General features: G+C 56.0%; 19 protein-coding genes. 9 read left to right on the top strand and 10 right to left on the bottom strand.

Features of this window, described 5'->3' with window-relative positions; translation table 11 throughout:
* Nucleotides 1–125 precede the first annotated feature (125 nt).
* The 3 genes from purL (at nucleotide 126) to grxD (ending at nucleotide 3,276) form a co-directional block, all read left to right on the top strand.
* Nucleotides 126–2,285 carry a phosphoribosylformylglycinamidine synthase subunit PurL gene (purL, locus tag G7G_RS0106750; protein ID WP_010439866.1) on the top strand — a complete coding sequence of 720 codons (2,160 nt, stop codon included), beginning with the start codon at nucleotides 126–128 and terminating at the stop codon, nucleotides 2,283–2,285.
* A 142-nt stretch (nucleotides 2,286–2,427) separates the two neighbouring features.
* On the top strand, nucleotides 2,428–2,664 hold the full coding sequence (locus G7G_RS0106745) for a BolA family protein (protein ID WP_010439863.1): 237 nt from the start codon (nucleotides 2,428–2,430) through the stop codon (nucleotides 2,662–2,664).
* Between the two features lie 249 nt (nucleotides 2,665–2,913).
* Nucleotides 2,914–3,276: a Grx4 family monothiol glutaredoxin gene (gene grxD, locus G7G_RS0106740; RefSeq protein WP_010439861.1), complete on the top strand. Its 363-nt coding sequence runs from the start codon at nucleotides 2,914–2,916 to the stop codon at nucleotides 3,274–3,276.
* 1 nt (nucleotide 3,277) lies between these two features.
* On the opposite strand, the gene G7G_RS0106735 is transcribed toward grxD, so the two are convergent.
* From G7G_RS0106735 to G7G_RS0106725, 3 genes are read right to left on the bottom strand one after another with little or no spacing between them, the layout of a single operon-like run.
* Nucleotides 3,278–3,628, bottom strand: a complete 351-nt coding sequence (locus tag G7G_RS0106735; RefSeq protein ID WP_010439860.1) for an MliC family protein — start codon at nucleotides 3,626–3,628, stop codon at nucleotides 3,278–3,280.
* Complete coding sequence (locus tag G7G_RS0106730; protein WP_010439859.1) at nucleotides 3,628–4,020, bottom strand: cell division protein ZapA; 393 nt, start codon at nucleotides 4,018–4,020, stop codon at nucleotides 3,628–3,630. Before G7G_RS0106730 ends, G7G_RS0106735 begins: the two co-directional genes overlap by 1 nt.
* The gene (locus G7G_RS0106725; protein WP_010439857.1) at nucleotides 4,020–4,853 is read right to left on the bottom strand and encodes a hypothetical protein; all 834 of its coding nucleotides are present in this window, start codon (nucleotides 4,851–4,853) and stop codon (nucleotides 4,020–4,022) included. The genes G7G_RS0106730 and G7G_RS0106725 overlap by 1 nt, the downstream gene beginning before the upstream one ends.
* Before the next feature lie 235 nt (nucleotides 4,854–5,088).
* Here G7G_RS0106725 and tkt point away from each other — a divergent pair, with 235 nt between their 5' ends.
* Nucleotides 5,089–7,113, top strand: coding sequence for a transketolase (gene tkt, locus G7G_RS0106720; protein ID WP_010439855.1), 2,025 nt, complete (start codon nucleotides 5,089–5,091; stop codon nucleotides 7,111–7,113).
* Between the two features lie 54 nt (nucleotides 7,114–7,167).
* Here tkt and G7G_RS0106715 read toward each other — a convergent pair whose 3' ends face one another.
* Together G7G_RS0106715 and G7G_RS0106710 are read right to left on the bottom strand one after the other, a co-directional pair.
* Nucleotides 7,168–7,578 (bottom strand): hypothetical protein, encoded by a 411-nt coding sequence (locus G7G_RS0106715; RefSeq protein ID WP_010439852.1) that lies wholly within the window; start codon nucleotides 7,576–7,578, stop codon nucleotides 7,168–7,170.
* Between the two features lie 17 nt (nucleotides 7,579–7,595).
* Nucleotides 7,596–8,567 carry a DUF808 domain-containing protein gene (locus G7G_RS0106710; protein ID WP_010439850.1) on the bottom strand — a complete coding sequence of 324 codons (972 nt, stop codon included), beginning with the start codon at nucleotides 8,565–8,567 and terminating at the stop codon, nucleotides 7,596–7,598.
* 180 nt (nucleotides 8,568–8,747) lie between these two features.
* Here G7G_RS0106710 and gap (G7G_RS0106705) point away from each other — a divergent pair, with 180 nt between their 5' ends.
* From gap (G7G_RS0106705) to gap (G7G_RS0106695), 3 genes are all read left to right on the top strand, one after another.
* Nucleotides 8,748–9,749 (top strand): type I glyceraldehyde-3-phosphate dehydrogenase, encoded by a 1,002-nt coding sequence (gene gap, locus G7G_RS0106705; protein WP_010439848.1) that lies wholly within the window; start codon nucleotides 8,748–8,750, stop codon nucleotides 9,747–9,749.
* A 73-nt stretch (nucleotides 9,750–9,822) separates the two neighbouring features.
* A complete protein-coding gene (locus G7G_RS24510; protein WP_010439846.1) occupies nucleotides 9,823–9,966 on the top strand; it encodes a hypothetical protein in 144 nt (47 codons plus the stop codon).
* An 81-nt stretch (nucleotides 9,967–10,047) separates the two neighbouring features.
* Entirely contained in the window at nucleotides 10,048–11,052 is a 1,005-nt protein-coding gene (gene gap / locus G7G_RS0106695; RefSeq protein ID WP_010439844.1) for a type I glyceraldehyde-3-phosphate dehydrogenase, read from the top strand.
* On the opposite strand, the gene coaD is transcribed toward gap (G7G_RS0106695), so the two are convergent.
* The 3 genes from coaD to G7G_RS0106680 form a co-directional block, all read right to left on the bottom strand.
* Nucleotides 11,044–11,535, bottom strand: a complete 492-nt coding sequence (gene coaD / locus G7G_RS0106690) for a pantetheine-phosphate adenylyltransferase (RefSeq protein ID WP_010439842.1) — start codon at nucleotides 11,533–11,535, stop codon at nucleotides 11,044–11,046. The genes gap (G7G_RS0106695) and coaD overlap by 9 nt on opposite strands.
* Before the next feature lie 82 nt (nucleotides 11,536–11,617).
* The gene (locus G7G_RS0106685; RefSeq protein ID WP_010439840.1) at nucleotides 11,618–12,055 is read right to left on the bottom strand and encodes a CBS domain-containing protein; all 438 of its coding nucleotides are present in this window, start codon (nucleotides 12,053–12,055) and stop codon (nucleotides 11,618–11,620) included.
* Nucleotides 12,056–12,115: 60 nt separating this feature from the next.
* Complete coding sequence (locus G7G_RS0106680) at nucleotides 12,116–13,018, bottom strand: LysR family transcriptional regulator (RefSeq protein WP_010439839.1); 903 nt, start codon at nucleotides 13,016–13,018, stop codon at nucleotides 12,116–12,118.
* 104 nt (nucleotides 13,019–13,122) lie between these two features.
* On the opposite strand from G7G_RS0106680, the gene G7G_RS0106675 reads away from it, so the two are divergent.
* Entirely contained in the window at nucleotides 13,123–14,622 is a 1,500-nt protein-coding gene (locus G7G_RS0106675) for a CoA-acylating methylmalonate-semialdehyde dehydrogenase (RefSeq protein WP_010439837.1), read from the top strand.
* A 188-nt stretch (nucleotides 14,623–14,810) separates the two neighbouring features.
* Entirely contained in the window at nucleotides 14,811–15,410 is a 600-nt protein-coding gene (locus G7G_RS0106670) for a L,D-transpeptidase (protein ID WP_029621788.1), read from the top strand.
* Nucleotides 15,411–15,487: 77 nt separating this feature from the next.
* Here the strand turns inward: G7G_RS0106670 and G7G_RS0106665 are convergent, their stop codons facing one another.
* Entirely contained in the window at nucleotides 15,488–15,964 is a 477-nt protein-coding gene (locus tag G7G_RS0106665) for a fasciclin domain-containing protein (protein ID WP_010439833.1), read from the bottom strand.
* A gap of 71 nt (nucleotides 15,965–16,035) precedes the next feature.
* On the bottom strand, nucleotides 16,036–16,887 hold the full coding sequence (locus tag G7G_RS0106660; RefSeq protein WP_010439831.1) for a class I SAM-dependent methyltransferase: 852 nt from the start codon (nucleotides 16,885–16,887) through the stop codon (nucleotides 16,036–16,038).
* Between the last annotated feature and the right edge of the window lie 74 nt (nucleotides 16,888–16,961).

The following is a 16,961-nucleotide window of genomic DNA, read 5'->3' as shown; positions in this document are numbered from 1 at the left end:
TCGGCGGCATTGTCGGTTCCGCATTTTCTTTTCTAAATGGCCCTGCGGTGACTTGACCCTTCCCACGGAAGCGCCCTTGCCCTAAAAGGCCCGCAATCTCGGCCACTATGGACACAGGACAGAAGATGCAAGAGCCCGCCATCACCCCGGATCTGATTGCTGCACACGGGCTCAAGCCCGAGGAATACGACATGATCCTCGAGATCATCGGGCGCGAGCCAACATTCACCGAACTTGGCATTTTCTCGGCTATGTGGAACGAGCATTGTTCATATAAGTCCTCGAAGAAATGGCTACGCACACTGCCCACCTCCGGCCCACAAGTTATCTGCGGCCCTGGTGAGAACGCTGGCGTGGTTGATATTGGTGACGGCCAGGCCGTGGTGTTCAAAATGGAAAGCCACAACCACCCCTCCTACATTGAGCCCTATCAGGGTGCCGCGACCGGCGTTGGTGGTATTTTGCGGGATGTCTTTACCATGGGCGCGCGCCCCATCGCCTCAATGAATGCGCTGTCCTTTGGTGAACCCGGCCACCACAAAACCCGTCAGCTTGTAAATGGCGTGGTTGAAGGCATCGGCGGCTACGGTAACTGCTTCGGTGTGCCTTGCGTTGGTGGCGAAGTTCGGTTCCATTCAGCCTATAACGGCAACTGCCTCGTTAACGCCTTTGCTGCAGGTCTGGCCGACAGTGACAAGATTTTCTATTCGGCGGCCTCGGGTGTCGGTATGCCTGTTGTTTATCTAGGCGCTAAAACCGGACGCGATGGCGTGGGCGGTGCGACCATGGCTTCGGCGGAATTCGACGACACCATCGAAGAAAAGCGCCCGACTGTTCAGGTCGGCGACCCCTTCACCGAGAAACGCTTGATGGAAGCCACGCTGGAACTGATGCAGACCGGTGCCGTGATCTCCATTCAGGATATGGGCGCAGCGGGGCTGACCTGTTCGGCCGTTGAGATGGGAGACAAGGGTGGTCTCGGCGTTCGCCTTGATCTGGAGAACGTCCCTCAGCGCGAAGAAAACATGACCGCGTATGAAATGATGTTGTCTGAGTCTCAGGAGCGAATGCTGATGGTCCTCAAACCTGAGCTTGAAGCCGAAGCCCGTGCGGTTTTCGAGAAATGGGATCTGGATTTCGCCATTGTTGGTGAAACGATCGCCGAAGACCGGTTCCTGATCATGCACAACGGCGAAGTCAAAGCAGACCTCGTCCTTTCCAAACTGTCTTCAACGGCACCCGAGTACGACCGCCCATGGGAACCAACGCCCAACGCGGAAGAGCTGACAGATGTGCCCCAGATCGACCCAGTTGATGGCCTTCGCGCCCTGCTCTCTTCGCCGAACTACGCAGGCAAGCAATGGGTGTACGAACAGTATGACACCATGGTCATGGCCGACAGCTCCCGCACGCCTGGTCTGGGGGCTGGAATGGTGCGTGTGCACGGAACTGACAAGGTGCTGGCGTTCACCAGCGACGTGACCCCGCGCTATGTCCGCGCAAACCCTGTTGAGGGCGGCAAACAGGCCGTAGCCGAAGCCTACCGCAACCTGACTGCCGTGGGCGCCAAGCCGCTGGCCACCACTGACAATTTGAATTTCGGCAATCCCGAAAAGCCTGAGATCATGGGCCAGTTTGTAGGTGCAATCCAAGGTATCGGAGCCGCAGTCGGAGCCTTGGACATGCCCATCGTTTCCGGCAACGTGTCGCTATATAACGAGACTGATGGGCAAGCGATCCTGCCAACTCCCACGATTGGGGCCGTAGGCCTGCTGCAAACTGCCGATGAAATCATCGGCAACGAGGTTCGTGAAGGCCATGTCGCTCTGGTTATCGGCGAAACCCAAGGCCATCTGGGCCAGTCGGCCCTTCTGGCCGAAGTCTTCAACCGAGAAGACGGGGACGCCCCACATGTCGATCTGGACGCTGAACAGCGCAACGGAGAGTTCATTCGCGCCAATCGTGAAATGATCAAAGCCTGCACCGATCTGGGTGACGGTGGCCTTGCCCTAGCCGCTTTTGAACTAGCCGAGGCTGCTGGTGTCGGCGTTTGCCTCGACGATGCCTCGACCGAGTTCCTGTTCGGAGAAGATCAGGCGCGCTATCTGGTCGCCTGTAACTTTGATCAGGCCGAAGCATTGATGATCGCAGCTGGTCAGGCGGGTGTTCCCCTAGCGTCAGTTGGACGTTTCACTGGGGATAGTGTTAAAATCGGCAGCTCCGAAGTCTCGCTTGCCGAGTTGGCGGATACGTTCCGCAGCAGCTTTGCCGAAGCCGTTGCCTGATCAATCTTTGTTCTGGTGCGATCAAACAGATTTCTTGCGCGTGTCGGCGCACAGGAATTGTTGTTGAACGGAACCGGCCCCATCTTGCACGCCCCGTCTCATCGCTCTACATCTTGGGAATGACCTTCAGGAGTAAACCTACATGCCGATGAGCGCCCACGAAATTGAAACTCTGCTACGCGAGAGCTTTCCAGATGCGGAAATCCAGGTTGGTGGCAGCGATGGCGTGCATATGTCCGCCATGGTCGTGGATGAGAGCTTTCGCGGTAAGAACCGCGTTCAGCAACAGCGTGCTGTTTATGCCGCGTTGAAAGGCAAGATGGATGGCCCGGATGGAGAGTTGCACGCGCTGGCGCTGACCACGAAAGTACCGGAGTAATATGGAGCACGCGATTGTAATCTCAATTGCAGTCACCGTCTTTGTTGTGTTGATCGCGCTCATAGCTTGGAACCATTCAAAGACGGGACGCAATACAAGACGAGGATCGCCACCTGGACAGGGAGAACACCTCCTGCATTCCTCCTACATTTCACATGACGGTGCAATTAGCTCGGCGCAGACCCATATTCCGAAGAATCCTCAAGACTACGCCAAAGCAATAATGCCGAAGAGCAAAGGAAACACCAAATGAACGACGTGAAATCCCAGATCGACGAAACCGTCAAAGCCAATGACGTGGTGCTATATATGAAAGGTACCAAAGAGATGCCGCAGTGCGGGTTCTCGTCGCGCGTCGCTGGTGTATTGAACTACATGGGTGTCGAATATACCGACGTGAATGTTTTGGCGGACGACTCTGTCCGTCAGGGCATCAAGGATTATTCGGACTGGCCAACTGTGCCCCAGCTTTTTGTCAAAGGCGAGTTTGTCGGCGGCTGCGACATCATCACCGAGATGACCCTTTCGGGAGAGCTGGATACTTTGTTTGAAGAAAACAATGTCGGCTACGACAAAGATGCAGCCGACAAAATCCGTGAAGCAAACGCCTAATTCACCGGCTAGAGCAGTCCTTGAACAAGACACGTTCGGGGGCTGTGCTGCCTTGGGCCTGATGGCTGATCGTAGCTTCCCAGCCTTTGGATCGAAGGGTGTATGTCCCTGCCCCGTCTACAGATTCGTAGCGAATACCTGATCCGCTTTGAACCTGTTTCAGCGCAATCAACTGGTCCTCAATCAGCATCGCGGCAGCACCTGATCCATCTGCGGCGTTGAAATAGGACACTGGCACCTGCGTGTTGTTCTCGCAGTTAAATGTCACAGACAGTATGTCGATCTCGGCCAAACCTGCCGTAGCGTACAAAGACAATACCGCGGCCCCTGCAGCCGTTCGAACAAAGCCCATCAGGCTTTCCTTTCCTCGATCACCGCAGCCAGCGCTTCTGCACGCGCGGCCATCTCCGCCAATGTGTCTGTTACCGAAGGTGGCACCACTGCAACTTCAATTCGCTCGGGCTCGGGCAGAGGTTGACTACGCAGGCGATTCAACTCGGCTTCGGCTTCCACAAGCTTTGCCTCGGCCAGCTTCAGGCGATCTTCGTGCGCTGCCGCTTTGTCGGCCAACATTAGTCCGGCCATCAACAACATGCGAGATTCAGGCATGCGTCCGATCTGGTCCGACAATACCTGTGCTTCATCATCCAAAAGCTTGGCCGCGGCCTGCAGAAAGGGCTCTTCACCGTCCTGGCACGAGACATCAAATCCTCGTCCGCCGATATGAATGGTCACCTCGGGCATTATTCAACCTCTCCTTCAGCCAGATTGGCGTGGGTCAACAATGGTTCGAGCCGGGCCAGAACCGCATGTGCTTCGGCCGCGTCCGAGGCTCTTGCGGCACGCGTTGCTTCCAACTCTGCAGCAGTTGCGCGATTCAGCATGTCTGCATCGGTCACACCATCTTCTGCAGCGGCGCGCAACTCATCCACTGTTCCACGCAACTGTTCGTTTGCCTTGCGCAACCGTTGCAAATCGTCATCCAGTCGCGACATCGCCGCGCCATGGCTGGCACGCTCGGCACGCAGCATTTCAAGCTCGGCGTTCAATTCGGTCAGCCGCTCGCTATCGACCAATTCAGCGCGCAGACGGGACAGCTCTGCCTCCATCTCTTCGGCGCGATCTGCGATGGGGGTCAATTGCTCGACCTCGGCCCGCAACGAATCGGCTTCTTCTGCGGCATTTTCCATGGATCGCAGGGTTTCGATTTCGGCTTTCAGTGAATTTACTTCGTCGCTGTTATCCAGAGCGGCCTTGGCCTCGGCTAACTCTGCGCGCGCGGCCTCGACCGTTGCAAGCTTTGCGGTCGCCTCGGCCAATTGATCACGCAGTGCAGCAACTTCTTCTCCTGATCCCGCCTGCTCCCGGAGGGCATCAATCTCAAGAGCGTGCCTTTCTATGAGCGATTTCAGCCGCTCTTCCAACTGCGCATTGGCCAAGCGCTCTTCTTCAAGTTCTGATCGTAATGCAGCACCATTATCGACCGCGGGCCCAGCGTCCTGCAGTGCCTCGACTCCGGTGCCGATCCGCTCCATCGCAGTAATGATACGGCGTTGTAATTCTTCGATCTGACTCATGCCCCTGTCACCTCTTTATCAAGGTTCGTTCTGCTATACGCCTGTCCGAATCAAAAGCGGCGGCTCTCTGCACTAGTCTAACGGAATGTAACAGAAAATACCCACTGTTTGGTTTCAATCACTTGCACACCGCTCTTGAAGCGCCAGATCGGCGCAGAACCCGGTTCTGCTTGCACTTTGTCAGACGGATGGTATTCAGCGCTAAATCTGCCCGTAACCCAAAGGAATAACGCCCGTGGACCTGACTGCGCTGCGCAATGCCAACCCCGAACACTGGGACAAGGCTGCGGCCATCCGCACCCTGACCCTCGACGCCGTCGCCGCCGCCAATTCCGGCCATTCCGGTATGCCAATGGGCATGGCCGATGTTGCGACTGTATTGTTCGAAAAGCACCTGAAATTTGACGCCTCTGCCCCGAATTGGCCGGATCGTGACCGGTTCATCCTGTCGGCGGGTCACGGTTCGATGCTGGTCTATTCGCTGCTTTACCTGACTGGTCATGGCGACGTTACGCTGGAAGAAATCAAAAACTTCCGCCAGTTGGGCGCCAAAACAGCCGGCCACCCCGAGAACTTCCTGATAGACGGTGTCGAAACCACCACTGGCCCTCTGGGTCAGGGCATCTCGAACGCTGTGGGCTTTGCCATGGCCGAGGAAATCCAGCGTGCGCATTACGGCAAGAAGATCGTTGATCACTACACTTATGTGATTGCGGGCGACGGCTGCCTGATGGAAGGCGTTAGCCAAGAGGCGATCACCCTGGCTGGCCGACACGAACTGAGCAAGCTGATCGTCTTCTGGGACAACAACAACATCACCATCGACGGCACCGTTGATATCGCCGACCGCACCGATCAGGTGCGCCGTTTTGCGGCTTCGGGCTGGCATGTGCTTGAGATTGACGGTCATGACCCCAAGGCCATCGACGATGCCATCGTGCGGGCGAAAAAGTCGAACAAGCCGACAATGATCGCCTGCGAGAGCCACATCGCACTTGGCCACGCGGCTCAGGACACTTCGAAAGGCCACGGCGCACTGACCGATCAGGATCAGTTGAAGGCGGCCAAAGACGGCTATGGCTGGCCGCATGACGCGTTTGTCATCCCCACAGAAGTCAAAGCTGCATGGGAAGCTATTGGTACACGTGGTGCTGCCGAGCGCACGGCATGGGAGGAGCGTTTCGCGCAAATCTCCGACCGTAAGCAGGCGGAATTCAACCGTGCCTATGCGTTTGAAGCACCGAAGAAACTGGCTGGTGCCATTCGTTCGTTCAAAAAGCAGATGTCCGAGGATCAGCCGAAACTGGCAACCCGAGCCTCGTCCGAAAAGGTTCTGAACGTGGTGAACCCGATCATGCCAGAAACCATTGGTGGTTCGGCTGACCTGACCGGTTCAAACAACACCAAATCGGCGGATATGGGCGTGTTCCTACCGGAAAACCGCAAAGGCCGCTACATCCACTATGGTATCCGTGAACACGGCATGGCCGCTGCGATGAACGGTATGGCTCTGCACGGGGGCATCCGCCCCTATGGCGGCACCTTCATGGCTTTCACTGACTATGCCCGCCCTTCCATGCGTTTGGCTGCCTTGATGAAGGTGCCTACGGTCTTTGTGATGACACATGACTCGATTGGTCTGGGCGAAGACGGCCCGACCCACCAGCCGGTGGAACATCTGGCGATTTCGCGCGCAACGCCAAACACCTATGTCTTCCGCCCCGCTGACACTGTTGAGACTGCCGAAGCTTGGGAACTGGCACTCACCTTCAAAGACAGCCCCTCGGTCCTGTCGCTGACCCGTCAGGGCGTGCCAACAGTGCGGACCGAGCACAAAGGTAAAAACCTGACCTCACAAGGCGCATATGTGCTCGCCGACGCAGAAGCCAAGCGTCAGGCCATACTGATCGCTACCGGATCCGAGGTCTCGCTGGCCATGGAAGCCAAAGCGATGCTGGAGGCCGAGGGCATTGGCACCCGCGTCGTATCAATGCCTTGCATGGAGCTGTTTGCCGAACAGAATGAAGCCTACCGTAAGCGCGTCCTACCTGCCGGTGCCGTCCGCGTTGGCATCGAGGCCGCCGTACGCGCTGGCGGATGGGACCGCTGGTTGCTGGGTGAACGTGGCCGCGAAGCCAAAGCTGGGTTTATTGGCATGTCGAGCTTTGGTGCATCAGCCCCGGCAGGTGAGTTGTACAAACACTTTGGCATTACCGCAGAAGCGACCGTCGCGAAGGTAAAAGAACTGCTGGGGCTGTAAGCACTCGGCTCAACAGTTGTAGATACAAAGGGCGGCTTTCTAGGCCGCCCTTTCCTATTTTGGCTGGCTCAATTTCGCCCTTAACGCCTCATATGCCAATTTCGCAAAGTCCAATCGCAGTTCGTACCGTTTCGCTGGCACGATCCCTCCGGGTACGATTTGCCCTGCCCAAGACAAAACTTGCCGCACATGCGTTCCATAAAGCGGAATGAATTGCGCAGATTGACCAGTAAGCAGGTTGAACATTCGCCCGCCTGCCCACTTGGCACGTTCGGCAGCTTTGTCCGCCGTGTCGATCCGAATATGCAGAACCCGATACAGTGCGTTCGGTTCAAACGGCATTTGTTCCGCACCAAGGTTCATGGCAGCCAATGCCGCTGCTTTACGTTTGGCAGCGAGCCCCCTCAACTTAAACCGGGTGCGGACTTGAACCGGTCGAAAGGCTGGTAAATGACTAAGATCCATCACCTCACGCCTTCGATTCAGTGAACTCCAGGCTTATTTGAAAACTTCCCGATCATCGGCGCAATCACTTTGGTCGCCAACGGTATCAGTACAAACCCCCAAGCCAAGCCAAACACCCCATCCATTGTCGCTTTTGCGATCCATTCGGCGGCTTTTTCCCATTGGGCAGGCACTGCATGTCCTACCGCATAAGCCCAGTCATGAATATGATGGCCCAACCAGCCAAAGCCCAGAACCTCCATCCCGTGGATGATAATCGATCCTCCGACCCAGAGCATGGCGGCAGTTCCAACGATTGATAGTGTCTTCATCACGCCGGGCATGGCTTTGACCAAGCCCCGACCAAGACCTCGGCCCACAGGCGTCGGCGCGTTCTTAGCCAGATACAACCCGACATCATCCATCTTAACGATCAGCGCAACTGAGCCGTAAACCGCCAGAGTCACACCCAACCCAACCACCGCAAGCGTCGCAGCCTGCATCCAGATGTTGGGCGCTTCGATAGCCGCCAATGCAATGGTCATGATCTCGGCGGACAGAATGAAATCGGTCTTGATTGCCCCCTTGACCTTCTGCTCTTCCAAATGCCCTGGGTCGCGGTTTTTCATGTCTTCTTCGATGACGTGACTGCCATGCGGGAACAAGACATGAAAAATCTTCTCGGCGCCCTCAAAGCACAGATACGAGCCACCTATCATCAGCAAAGGCGTAATCAGCCATGGCGCAAAGTTCGCCAACAGCAGTGCCACGGGCAACAGCAAGACAATCTTGTTGAAAACCGATCCGCGAGCGATGCGCCAGATGATGGGTAATTCTCGTGCCGGCGCGAAACCCTGCACGTATTTAGGAGTTACTGCCGCGTCGTCGATTATTACACCGGCAGTCTTGGCCCCGGCCTTGCCAGCCGCTGCTACGACATCGTCCACTGATGACGCTGCAACCTTTGCAATGCCTGCCACATCATCCAACAGGGCCAACAGACCACTCATCGCGCATCCTCTTGTTTATCCGCTGTTGCCGACACTACCTGATCCAACCCTTAGCGCAAGCGTTAGCGCAACCGGCACAGGTTTGCGCTAACACCTTAAAAATATGCCATTTTTGCCCTTTTGAGATTCGGTTTTCACGGCTATATGGCCAGCAACACAAGCGCAGTTTGGAGACGTCGGATGACCATCAAGGTCGGTATCAATGGTTTTGGCCGCATCGGCCGCTGTACACTGTCGCACATCGCCGCATCGGCGCGTAACGACATCGAAGTGATCAAGGTCAACGCCACTGGCCCGCTGGAAACATCGGCACATCTGCTGAAATATGACAGCATTCACGGCCGTTTCCCGCGCGAAGTGTCTGTCGAAGGCAACACCATGGATCTGGGCCGTGGCCCGATGGAAATGTTCTCGACCTATGACATGAACGAGCTTGACTGGGAAGGCTGCGATGTCGTCCTGGAATGTACTGGCAAGTTCAATGACGGGCTAAAGGCAAAGACGCACCTAGATCGCGGCGCTGGTAAGGTGCTGCTTTCGGCGCCAGGTAAGAATGTCAATAAGACAATTGTGTTTGGCGTAAACCACAACACCCTGACTGCAAACGACAATATGGTGTCCAACGGCTCCTGCACGACCAACTGCCTGGCCCCGCTTGCCAAAGTTCTGGATGAAGGCATCGGTATCGAGCATGGCATCATGACCACGATCCACGCTTATACCGGCGACCAGCCCACTCTGGACCGTCGTCACGGCGATCTTTATCGCGCACGCGCCGCAGCCATGTCGATGATCCCGACCACAACCGGTGCTGCGGCAGCGCTGGGTGAAGTCCTGCCTAACCTCAAGGGCCGCTTGGACGGTTCCGCGATCCGTGTACCTACCCCAAATGTCTCGGCCGTTGACCTGTCGTTCCGCGCATCGCGCGACGTGACCGTAGAAGAGGTTAACGCAATCGTTGAAGAAGCCGCCAAGGGCCCGATGCAGCGGGTCCTTGGCTATGAGCCTGCGCCGCTGGTCTCGACCGATTTCAACCACACCGAAGAGAGCTCGATCTTCGCACCAGACCAGACCCGCGTCGTTGACAACCGTATGGTGCGTGTACTGGCATGGTATGACAACGAATGGGGCTTCTCGGTGCGTATGGCGGATGTCGCCGTAGCGATGGGCCGCCTTAACTGACCCTTCGCACATCGCTTGTACCTTGATGCCCGCTCAGGTTATCTGAGCGGGCATTTTCGTTCAGGGCGCAGAAATGACAAATCAAATCGCTATCTGGCTTGGAATCCTAATTCTGGGCGGTCTGATGCTGGACGTTGCACTATTCGGCACCGAACACCTGCTGTTCCTTGGTAAGAAGCTTTACGATTTTCTGGATTGGCTTGCCTTCTGGCGATGACAGAGGTTTTGCTTGACTTTCGCGCCAATCTAGCTTTGTTAGCGCTAACCATCAATCGACCAAATTCTGACGGAGCGCATTATGACACTCAAGCTAGCAATCAACGGATTTGGACGGATCGGACGAGGCGTATTGCGAGCCGTCATGGAATCCGGACGCACCGATGTTGAAATCGTCGCTATTAACGATCTGGCAAAGCCGGAAATGAACGCTCATCTGTTCGAATTCGACAGTGTGCATGGCCGTTATCCCAACCCGGTAACGCTCAGCGATTCCGGCCTGGACGTCGGTGCCGGATCAATCCGCTTGACCAGCGAGCGTGATCCCGAAGCACTGGATTGGTCAGATGTGGATGTTGTTCTGGAATGCACCGGAGTTTTCAGGACCCGTGAAGCAGCCGAGCGGCACCTGAAAAACGGATCAAAGAAAGTATTGATTTCTGCCCCTGCCCGTGGCGATGGTGGCGTGAAGACTGTTGTCTTTGGCGTAAACGATCATGAGCTTACCGCTGACGATATCGTTGTCTCGAACGCCTCGTGTACTACCAACTGCCTGTCGCCCGTGGCCGCAGCACTGGACGCTGGGCTTGGCATCAAGCACGGCAATATGACAACCGTTCATGCCTACACGGCGAGCCAACCGGTTCATGACACAGCTGGGAAAGACCCCTACCTGTCGCGCGCAGCAGCACTGTCGATGATTCCCACGACAACCGGCGCGGCGTCTGCAGTGGGTCTGGTATTGCCACAACTGGCCGGAAAGTTGACCGGGCAAGCCATTCGCGTGCCTACGCCCAATGTCTCAGTTGTTGACCTGGTCGCCGAAGTATCACGCCCAACAACCGAAGAGGAGGTCAATACCCTCTTCGTAGAAGCCGCCGCGAAGGTCCCCGGCGTTTTGGCAGCCGAGAATCGCCCCCTGATATCGATCGATTTTAACCACGACTCGCACAGCTCGACCGTTTCGCTGGCTGAAACCAAAGTAACCGACGGCACGCTGGTGCGCGTCCTCGCTTGGTACGACAATGAGTGGGGCTTCTCGAACCGAATGCTGGACACGGCCGCCGCGATGGGTGCCCTAGCCTAAACGCTCACGCAGAGCTTCATTGACGCGGGGCGTGACGAATTTCGACACGTCCCCATTCAACCTGGCGATTTCTTTGACCAGTTTCGAGGCAATCGCCTGATGCCGAGCCTCGGCCATTAGGAAGACCGTTTCAATCGAGTCGTCCAGCGCGCGGTTCATGCCGACCATCTGGAATTCGTACTCGAAATCCGCGACCGCGCGCAGACCGCGCACAATGATTTGCGCCCCGACATCTCGTGCACAATCGATCAGCAGGTTTTCAAATGGGTGCGCTACGATTTCGGTTCCGGTCTGTTCGGTGAGATGCGCACACTCGGCTTCGATCATCGAGACTCGTTCTTCCAAAGAAAACAGAGGGCCCTTGTCGCGGTTGATAGCGACGCCAATCACAAGCTTATCCACCAATGCAGCGGCACGGCGAATGATGTCGATATGGCCCAATGTGATTGGGTCAAAGGTACCGGGATATAATCCAACCCGCATAGGGCTCTCCAGCGCAACAAAATTTCTGCGCAAGCAAACATAACTTTGCCGCAGGTGCAAGAGGCTGAAACAGCCTCCGCGTTCAGTGGCCCATGATCATGCCTTCAAGCGCGTCTTTTTCCATAGCAAGTTCAGCCAGTTGCGCCTTGACCGCATCGCCCAGCGTTACGATTCCGACCAGTTTGCCCTCTTCCAGAACCGGCATATGGCGAAATCGACCTTCCGTCATTTGTGACAGGATGGATTCGACCGAGTCCTGCTGGCTGGCTGTTACAAGTTTCTTGGTCATGTAGGTACTGACCGGCTTGTCCAGACACCCGCTACCACTGGCCGCCAGCTCGCGCACGATATCACGTTCGGACAGGATGCCCGATGCCGTCTGCCCGCCATCTTCGGAAACGATCACAGTGCCGATCCGATTCTCCGCCAGGATTGCGGCGGCCTGCGAGACCGACGCCGATGGTTCGACCGTCACTACGCCGCTGCCAGCTTTGGACTTGAGAATGGCCTGAACGAGCATCTGCAAAAACCTCCGGAATAACGTACTGTTTTCTAAGCGTTGCCGGAATGTCTGAAGGTGTCAAGGTGAAGCTTCGGCTTCCAGCCGCGCTACTTCGTCCCGCAGGCCACGTGTTAGTGCTTCGGCAAACCGATTCAACCGCTCATTGCGCTGGTCACCCTGATGGCGGACCAGATAGAACCCCCGGGTCAGACTTACCTGATCCGTCAGTATTTTTTGCAATCCCCGGTGGAACGGCAATGTAAAATCATGCGCAACACAAACCCCGGTGCCCAGCGACACCTGCCGCAACTGAACTGAGACCGAGTTTGATGCAAGCGCGACACGCTCAACACCAATATCGTTGAGGTAGTCAAGTTCCCGATCGAAGATCATGTCCGGGATATAGCCGATCATCCTGTGCCCTTTCAGATCCTCAATGGATCTAATTTCAGCGTGGCGATTCAGGTAATCTTTCGTGGCGACCATGTGCAGCCGATAATCGGATATCTTTTGAACCAGCAATTGCCCGGCAGTGGGCGCACTGACAGTGACCGCCATATCGGCCTCTCGCCGGGATAGGTTGATAATGCGCGGCAACGCCAAAATCTGAATATCGAGGTCAGGATTCGCATCGCTGATCTTGGCGCAGACCTGCGGCAAAAGGTAATTGGCACTTCCATCCGGCGCACCAATTCTGATCTGACCACTCAGCGACTTGGCGGAACCCGACATGACACCTGTCGCCGCGCGCATAGCCTCTTCTGCCTGTAGCCCATGCTCCATGAGACGCTGTCCCGCAGTCGTCAACACATAGCCCTGCTGTGATTTCGTGAACAACACCGCGTCCAAAGCCGCTTCCAATCGCGCGATTCTGCGACCGACAGTCGCCGGGTCTATCTTAAGAACCCGCCCCGCCCCCGAAAGGCTTTCGTCGCGAGCAACTGCCAGGAAAACCCGCAAATCATCCCAATTCGGCGTCATGCCCTACCCTTTGCATTTTTGCAAAACTGATTTGAAATATTGCCTCTGTTCAGGTGATTTTCGCAAGTCTATTCTGCGCGCAACCTAATCCGGAGGAACTTGCCATGCAGAACCTGACCCATTTCATCAACGGCGAACATGTCGCCGGCACATCTGGCCGCTTTGACGATGTGTTCAACCCGGCAACGGGCGAAGTGCAGTACCAATGCCCGATGGCAAGTGTCGCCGAGACCACCGCAGCGATCGAAGACGCAGCAGCTGCTCAGGTCGCTTGGGGCGCAACCAACCCGCAGAAGCGCGCGCGCGTTTTGATGGCGATGGTTGGCTTGATGAACCGCGACATGGACAAGCTGGCCGAGGCGCTCAGCCGTGAACATGGCAAGACCATCCCGGACGCCAAGGGTGACCTGCAGCGCGGTCTGGAAGTGATCGAATACTGCATCGGCGCCCCCCAGATGCTGAAAGGTGAATTCACCGACAGCGCGGGCCCGGGCATCGATATGTATTCGATGCGTCAGCCGCTGGGTGTGGTCGCCTCGATCATGCCGTTCAACTTCCCGGCCATGATGCCGTTGTGGCATGTCGGCCCGGCACTAGCCTGCGGCAACGCAGTTGTTCTGAAACCGTCCGAGCGTGACCCTTCTGTTCCATTGATGCTGGCTGAACTGTTTGTCGAAGCTGGTCTGCCCAAAGGCGTGTTCCAGGTTGTGAACGGCGACAAAGAGGCCGTGGATACCTTGCTGGACAGTGAGATCATTCAGGGCGTGTCGTTCGTGGGTTCAACCCCGATCGCGCAATACATCTACGCTCGTGCAACCGCCAACGGCAAACGCGCACAGTGCTTCGGTGGCGCCAAGAACCACATGATCGTTATGCCTGACGCCGATCTGGATCAGGCCGCTGACGCGCTGGTCGGTGCTGGCTTTGGCGCAGCTGGCGAACGCTGCATGGCAATCTCGGTCGCTGTACCGGTTGGCGAAGAAACCGCAGACGCACTGATCGAAAAACTGATCCCGCGTGTCGAAAAGCTGAAAGTCGGCCCCTACACAGCAGGTGACGACGTTGACATGGGTCCGGTGGTCACTGCCGCTGCGAAAGAACGTATCCTTGGCCTGATCAACTCGGGCGTTGAGCAAGGCGCGAAGCTGGTTGTCGACAACCGTGACTTCAGCCTGCAGGGTTATGAGGACGGTTTCTTTGTCGGCCCGCACCTGTTCGACAACGTCACGCCCGACATGGACATCTATAAGCAAGAGATCTTTGGCCCGGTCCTGTCGACCGTCCGCGCGGGTTCTTATGAAGAAGCGCTGAAACTGGCGATGGATCATGAATACGGCAACGGCACCGCGATCTTCACCCGCGACGGCGACACCGCACGTGATTTCGCCAGCCGGATCAACATCGGCATGGTTGGTATTAACGTGCCGATCCCGGTTCCGCTGGCCTATCACACCTTCGGTGGCTGGAAGAAGTCCATGTTCGGTGACCTGAACCAGCACGGCCCGGACAGCTTCAAGTTCTACTCGCGCACCAAGACTGTCACATCGCGCTGGCCGTCGGGTATCAAGGAAGGCGGCGAGTTCAACTTCAAAGCCATGGACTGATCTAATAGATCATTAATTAGGAAGCCCGGCCTAACGCAGGCCGGGTTTCTTTCGTTTTGGGCCTGTTCCTGCTGGTTCAGACACCTCACGAGAAATTCAGAGGCCTACCTCTGGAAAAGTCAGGCAATCACCAATATTTTATCGCCAAATCAACTAATCGAGCAGTTCGTATCATTCCGGAGGCAACATTGTCCCAAAATCGTTTGACCCGCCGCCACGCCCTGTTGGGCGCCGCATCTCTGATTGCGACACCAGCCATCCTACGCGCCCAAAGCATCGATGCATTCCCGCAAGATGAAGAGGCGATCAGCACACAATTACCCGTCCGTCGCAATGTATCGTCATTCTCGCAGCAGAATTGGCAGGATCACTTTGACGAGTTGGGTGTTGGTGCATTGTTGGCCGATATCACCAGCCGAGCTGTGCATTACTGGGGGCCAGATGGAACCTATAAGCTCTATCCCAGCTCTGTCCCGATGAGCGAAGAGCTGACCAAGCGCGGCTATACCAAAGTCACGCGCAAAGCGGAGAACCCAAGCTGGACACCAACTGCATCAATGCGCGAACGCGATCCATCGTTGCCGGTTCGCATGGAGGGTGGCGAACCTGGAAACCCGTTGGGGACCCGCGCCATGTATCTTGGCTGGCCTGCCTACTTGGTTCACGGCACCCACGATACCCGCAAGATCGGACGCCAAAGCTCGTCTGGCTGTATCGGTCTTTATAACCAACATGTAGAAGAGCTGTATCCGCTGGTGAAAGTCGGTACTCAGGTACGTTTGGTTTAAACGGCAAATTTCTACCAGGAATTCAAAAAGCCCCGTCCATCAGGAACGGGGCTTTTTAAGATTTGGAAGTGGTAAATTTATTCAGGGATAATCACTTCATCTACAACGTGAATGACGCCGTTACTGGCTTCGATATCAGCCTGTACAACTTCGGCGCCGTTAACTTTCACACCATTCTTTGCATTCACGCTCAGACGATCACCTTGTACGGTCAGAACCTTTGCTCGTTTCCCAGCGATGTCACCAGACATCACTTTGGCTGGCACAACATGATAGGTCAGGATCGCTACCAACTGATCCTTGTTCTCTGGAAGAAGAAGAGTTTCAACGGTGCCTTCAGGCAGAGCGGCAAAAGCCTCGTCTGTGGGTGCGAAGACAGTGAAAGGCCCATCGCCTTTCAACGTATCAACCAAACCAGCGGCCTGAACGGCGGCGACCAGAGTGTTAAACGACCCGGCGGCGACTGCCGTATCGACGATATCTGCGGCCTGTGCTTTGACGGGTAGTGCAAGTGCAAATGCGGCGGCAGCGCCCATGAATGTGCGACGGAACATGGCTGTTAACTCCTCTCCAGCTTGTTATGCAGAGGATTACGGGCCTTTTAGCAAACCGGATCACATGTTGATCATTTTTCTTTGAGCTGCACCCATATGCTCTGCGCGCGACCGTCTTTCAGAAACGGTAATGCCTCCACCGCGTCGGGGCGTTCCTGTTGCAAATAATATCCGGGCCAAAGCATTGAATAGAAGCCAGATTGCAGCAAGGCGTGCAGCATGTATTGCTCGCCCCAACCCGGACAATCATAGAAGAACCGCTTAGGATATTCGTAAGGCAGAAAAACATCGTGGACGTGGATGACAACGCCCGGTTTCAGCGCCGGAATGATCCGACAGAATAGATGAGCCACGTCATTGCTCATCCGGACCACGTGGCTTGAATCGATGAAAAGAACGTCTCCGGCTTCAAGCTGTTCGAATATTGCGGGATCGACCTCTTCCAGTCGCTTTTGCTCGAACCGATCAACGACATGAGCGATATCGGCGCGCGGATACGGATCAATTGCGGTGATGGTCGTATCAAGGGCCCCGTCGATTATCGCTTGGCGTGTCACGCGGGTCGAGTTTCCGCAGCCGACTTCGATCACGCGTTTTGGCTGAAAGCAGCGGATCATAAGATAAAGCGCATCCGCGTCCGGGCTATCATAATACCCGTTGTTGGTTTCATAACCTGTCTGATTACGCGCAGGATCTTTCAGCGCCGCAAGATCATCGGCGTATCGCGTGTACTCGTCCACCAACTGTGTGATATCGAACTCTTCCATCCCTGGTGACAAAGCGTATGCCGGACGGGTCAGCCCCCCTGCCCGCTCAAACGCTTCAAGCCGCGCCCGTTCATCCTGTTCCGTGACCTTGTCGATCAGCTTCACTCCTAACTCGTCCAGAGCAGCGTTGATCTGTGGAAATTTTCTGGGTTTCACAAGGATGGCTCCAATCTGCGTTGCGCCTTTCCTTACCTTTGCTCGCGGCACCTCTGCAAGAACCCTTGAGCCAA

The sequence above is a fragment of the Ruegeria conchae genome, assembly GCF_000192475.1.
Lineage (GTDB): Bacteria > Pseudomonadota > Alphaproteobacteria > Rhodobacterales > Rhodobacteraceae > Ruegeria > Ruegeria conchae.
The sequence above is the reverse complement of the archived record's forward strand: the minus strand, read 5'-3'. Positions and strand labels throughout refer to the sequence as shown.

Excerpts from the sequence above, each read along its gene's own strand:
- G7G_RS0106680 (WP_010439839.1), bottom strand. The coding sequence starts at position 13,018 with ATGACGCCGAATTGGGATGATTTGCGGGTTTTCCTGGCAGTTGCTCGC.
- G7G_RS0106715 (WP_010439852.1), bottom strand. The coding sequence starts at position 7,578 with ATGGATCTTAGTCATTTACCAGCCTTTCGACCGGTTCAAGTCCGCACC.
- G7G_RS24510 (WP_010439846.1), top strand. The coding sequence starts at position 9,823 with ATGACAAATCAAATCGCTATCTGGCTTGGAATCCTAATTCTGGGCGGT.
- G7G_RS0106685 (WP_010439840.1), bottom strand. The coding sequence starts at position 12,055 with ATGCTCGTTCAGGCCATTCTCAAGTCCAAAGCTGGCAGCGGCGTAGTG.
- G7G_RS0106745 (WP_010439863.1), top strand. The coding sequence starts at position 2,428 with ATGCCGATGAGCGCCCACGAAATTGAAACTCTGCTACGCGAGAGCTTT.
- gap (WP_010439844.1), top strand. The coding sequence starts at position 10,048 with ATGACACTCAAGCTAGCAATCAACGGATTTGGACGGATCGGACGAGGC.
- G7G_RS0106725 (WP_010439857.1), bottom strand. The coding sequence starts at position 4,853 with ATGAGTCAGATCGAAGAATTACAACGCCGTATCATTACTGCGATGGAG.
- purL (WP_010439866.1), top strand. The coding sequence starts at position 126 with ATGCAAGAGCCCGCCATCACCCCGGATCTGATTGCTGCACACGGGCTC.
- G7G_RS0106710 (WP_010439850.1), bottom strand. The coding sequence starts at position 8,567 with ATGAGTGGTCTGTTGGCCCTGTTGGATGATGTGGCAGGCATTGCAAAG.
- G7G_RS0106675 (WP_010439837.1), top strand. The coding sequence starts at position 13,123 with ATGCAGAACCTGACCCATTTCATCAACGGCGAACATGTCGCCGGCACA.
- G7G_RS0106730 (WP_010439859.1), bottom strand. The coding sequence starts at position 4,020 with ATGCCCGAGGTGACCATTCATATCGGCGGACGAGGATTTGATGTCTCG.
- coaD (WP_010439842.1), bottom strand. The coding sequence starts at position 11,535 with ATGCGGGTTGGATTATATCCCGGTACCTTTGACCCAATCACATTGGGC.
- grxD (WP_010439861.1), top strand. The coding sequence starts at position 2,914 with ATGAACGACGTGAAATCCCAGATCGACGAAACCGTCAAAGCCAATGAC.
- G7G_RS0106735 (WP_010439860.1), bottom strand. The coding sequence starts at position 3,628 with ATGGGCTTTGTTCGAACGGCTGCAGGGGCCGCGGTATTGTCTTTGTAC.
- G7G_RS0106665 (WP_010439833.1), bottom strand. The coding sequence starts at position 15,964 with ATGTTCCGTCGCACATTCATGGGCGCTGCCGCCGCATTTGCACTTGCA.
- gap (WP_010439848.1), top strand. The coding sequence starts at position 8,748 with ATGACCATCAAGGTCGGTATCAATGGTTTTGGCCGCATCGGCCGCTGT.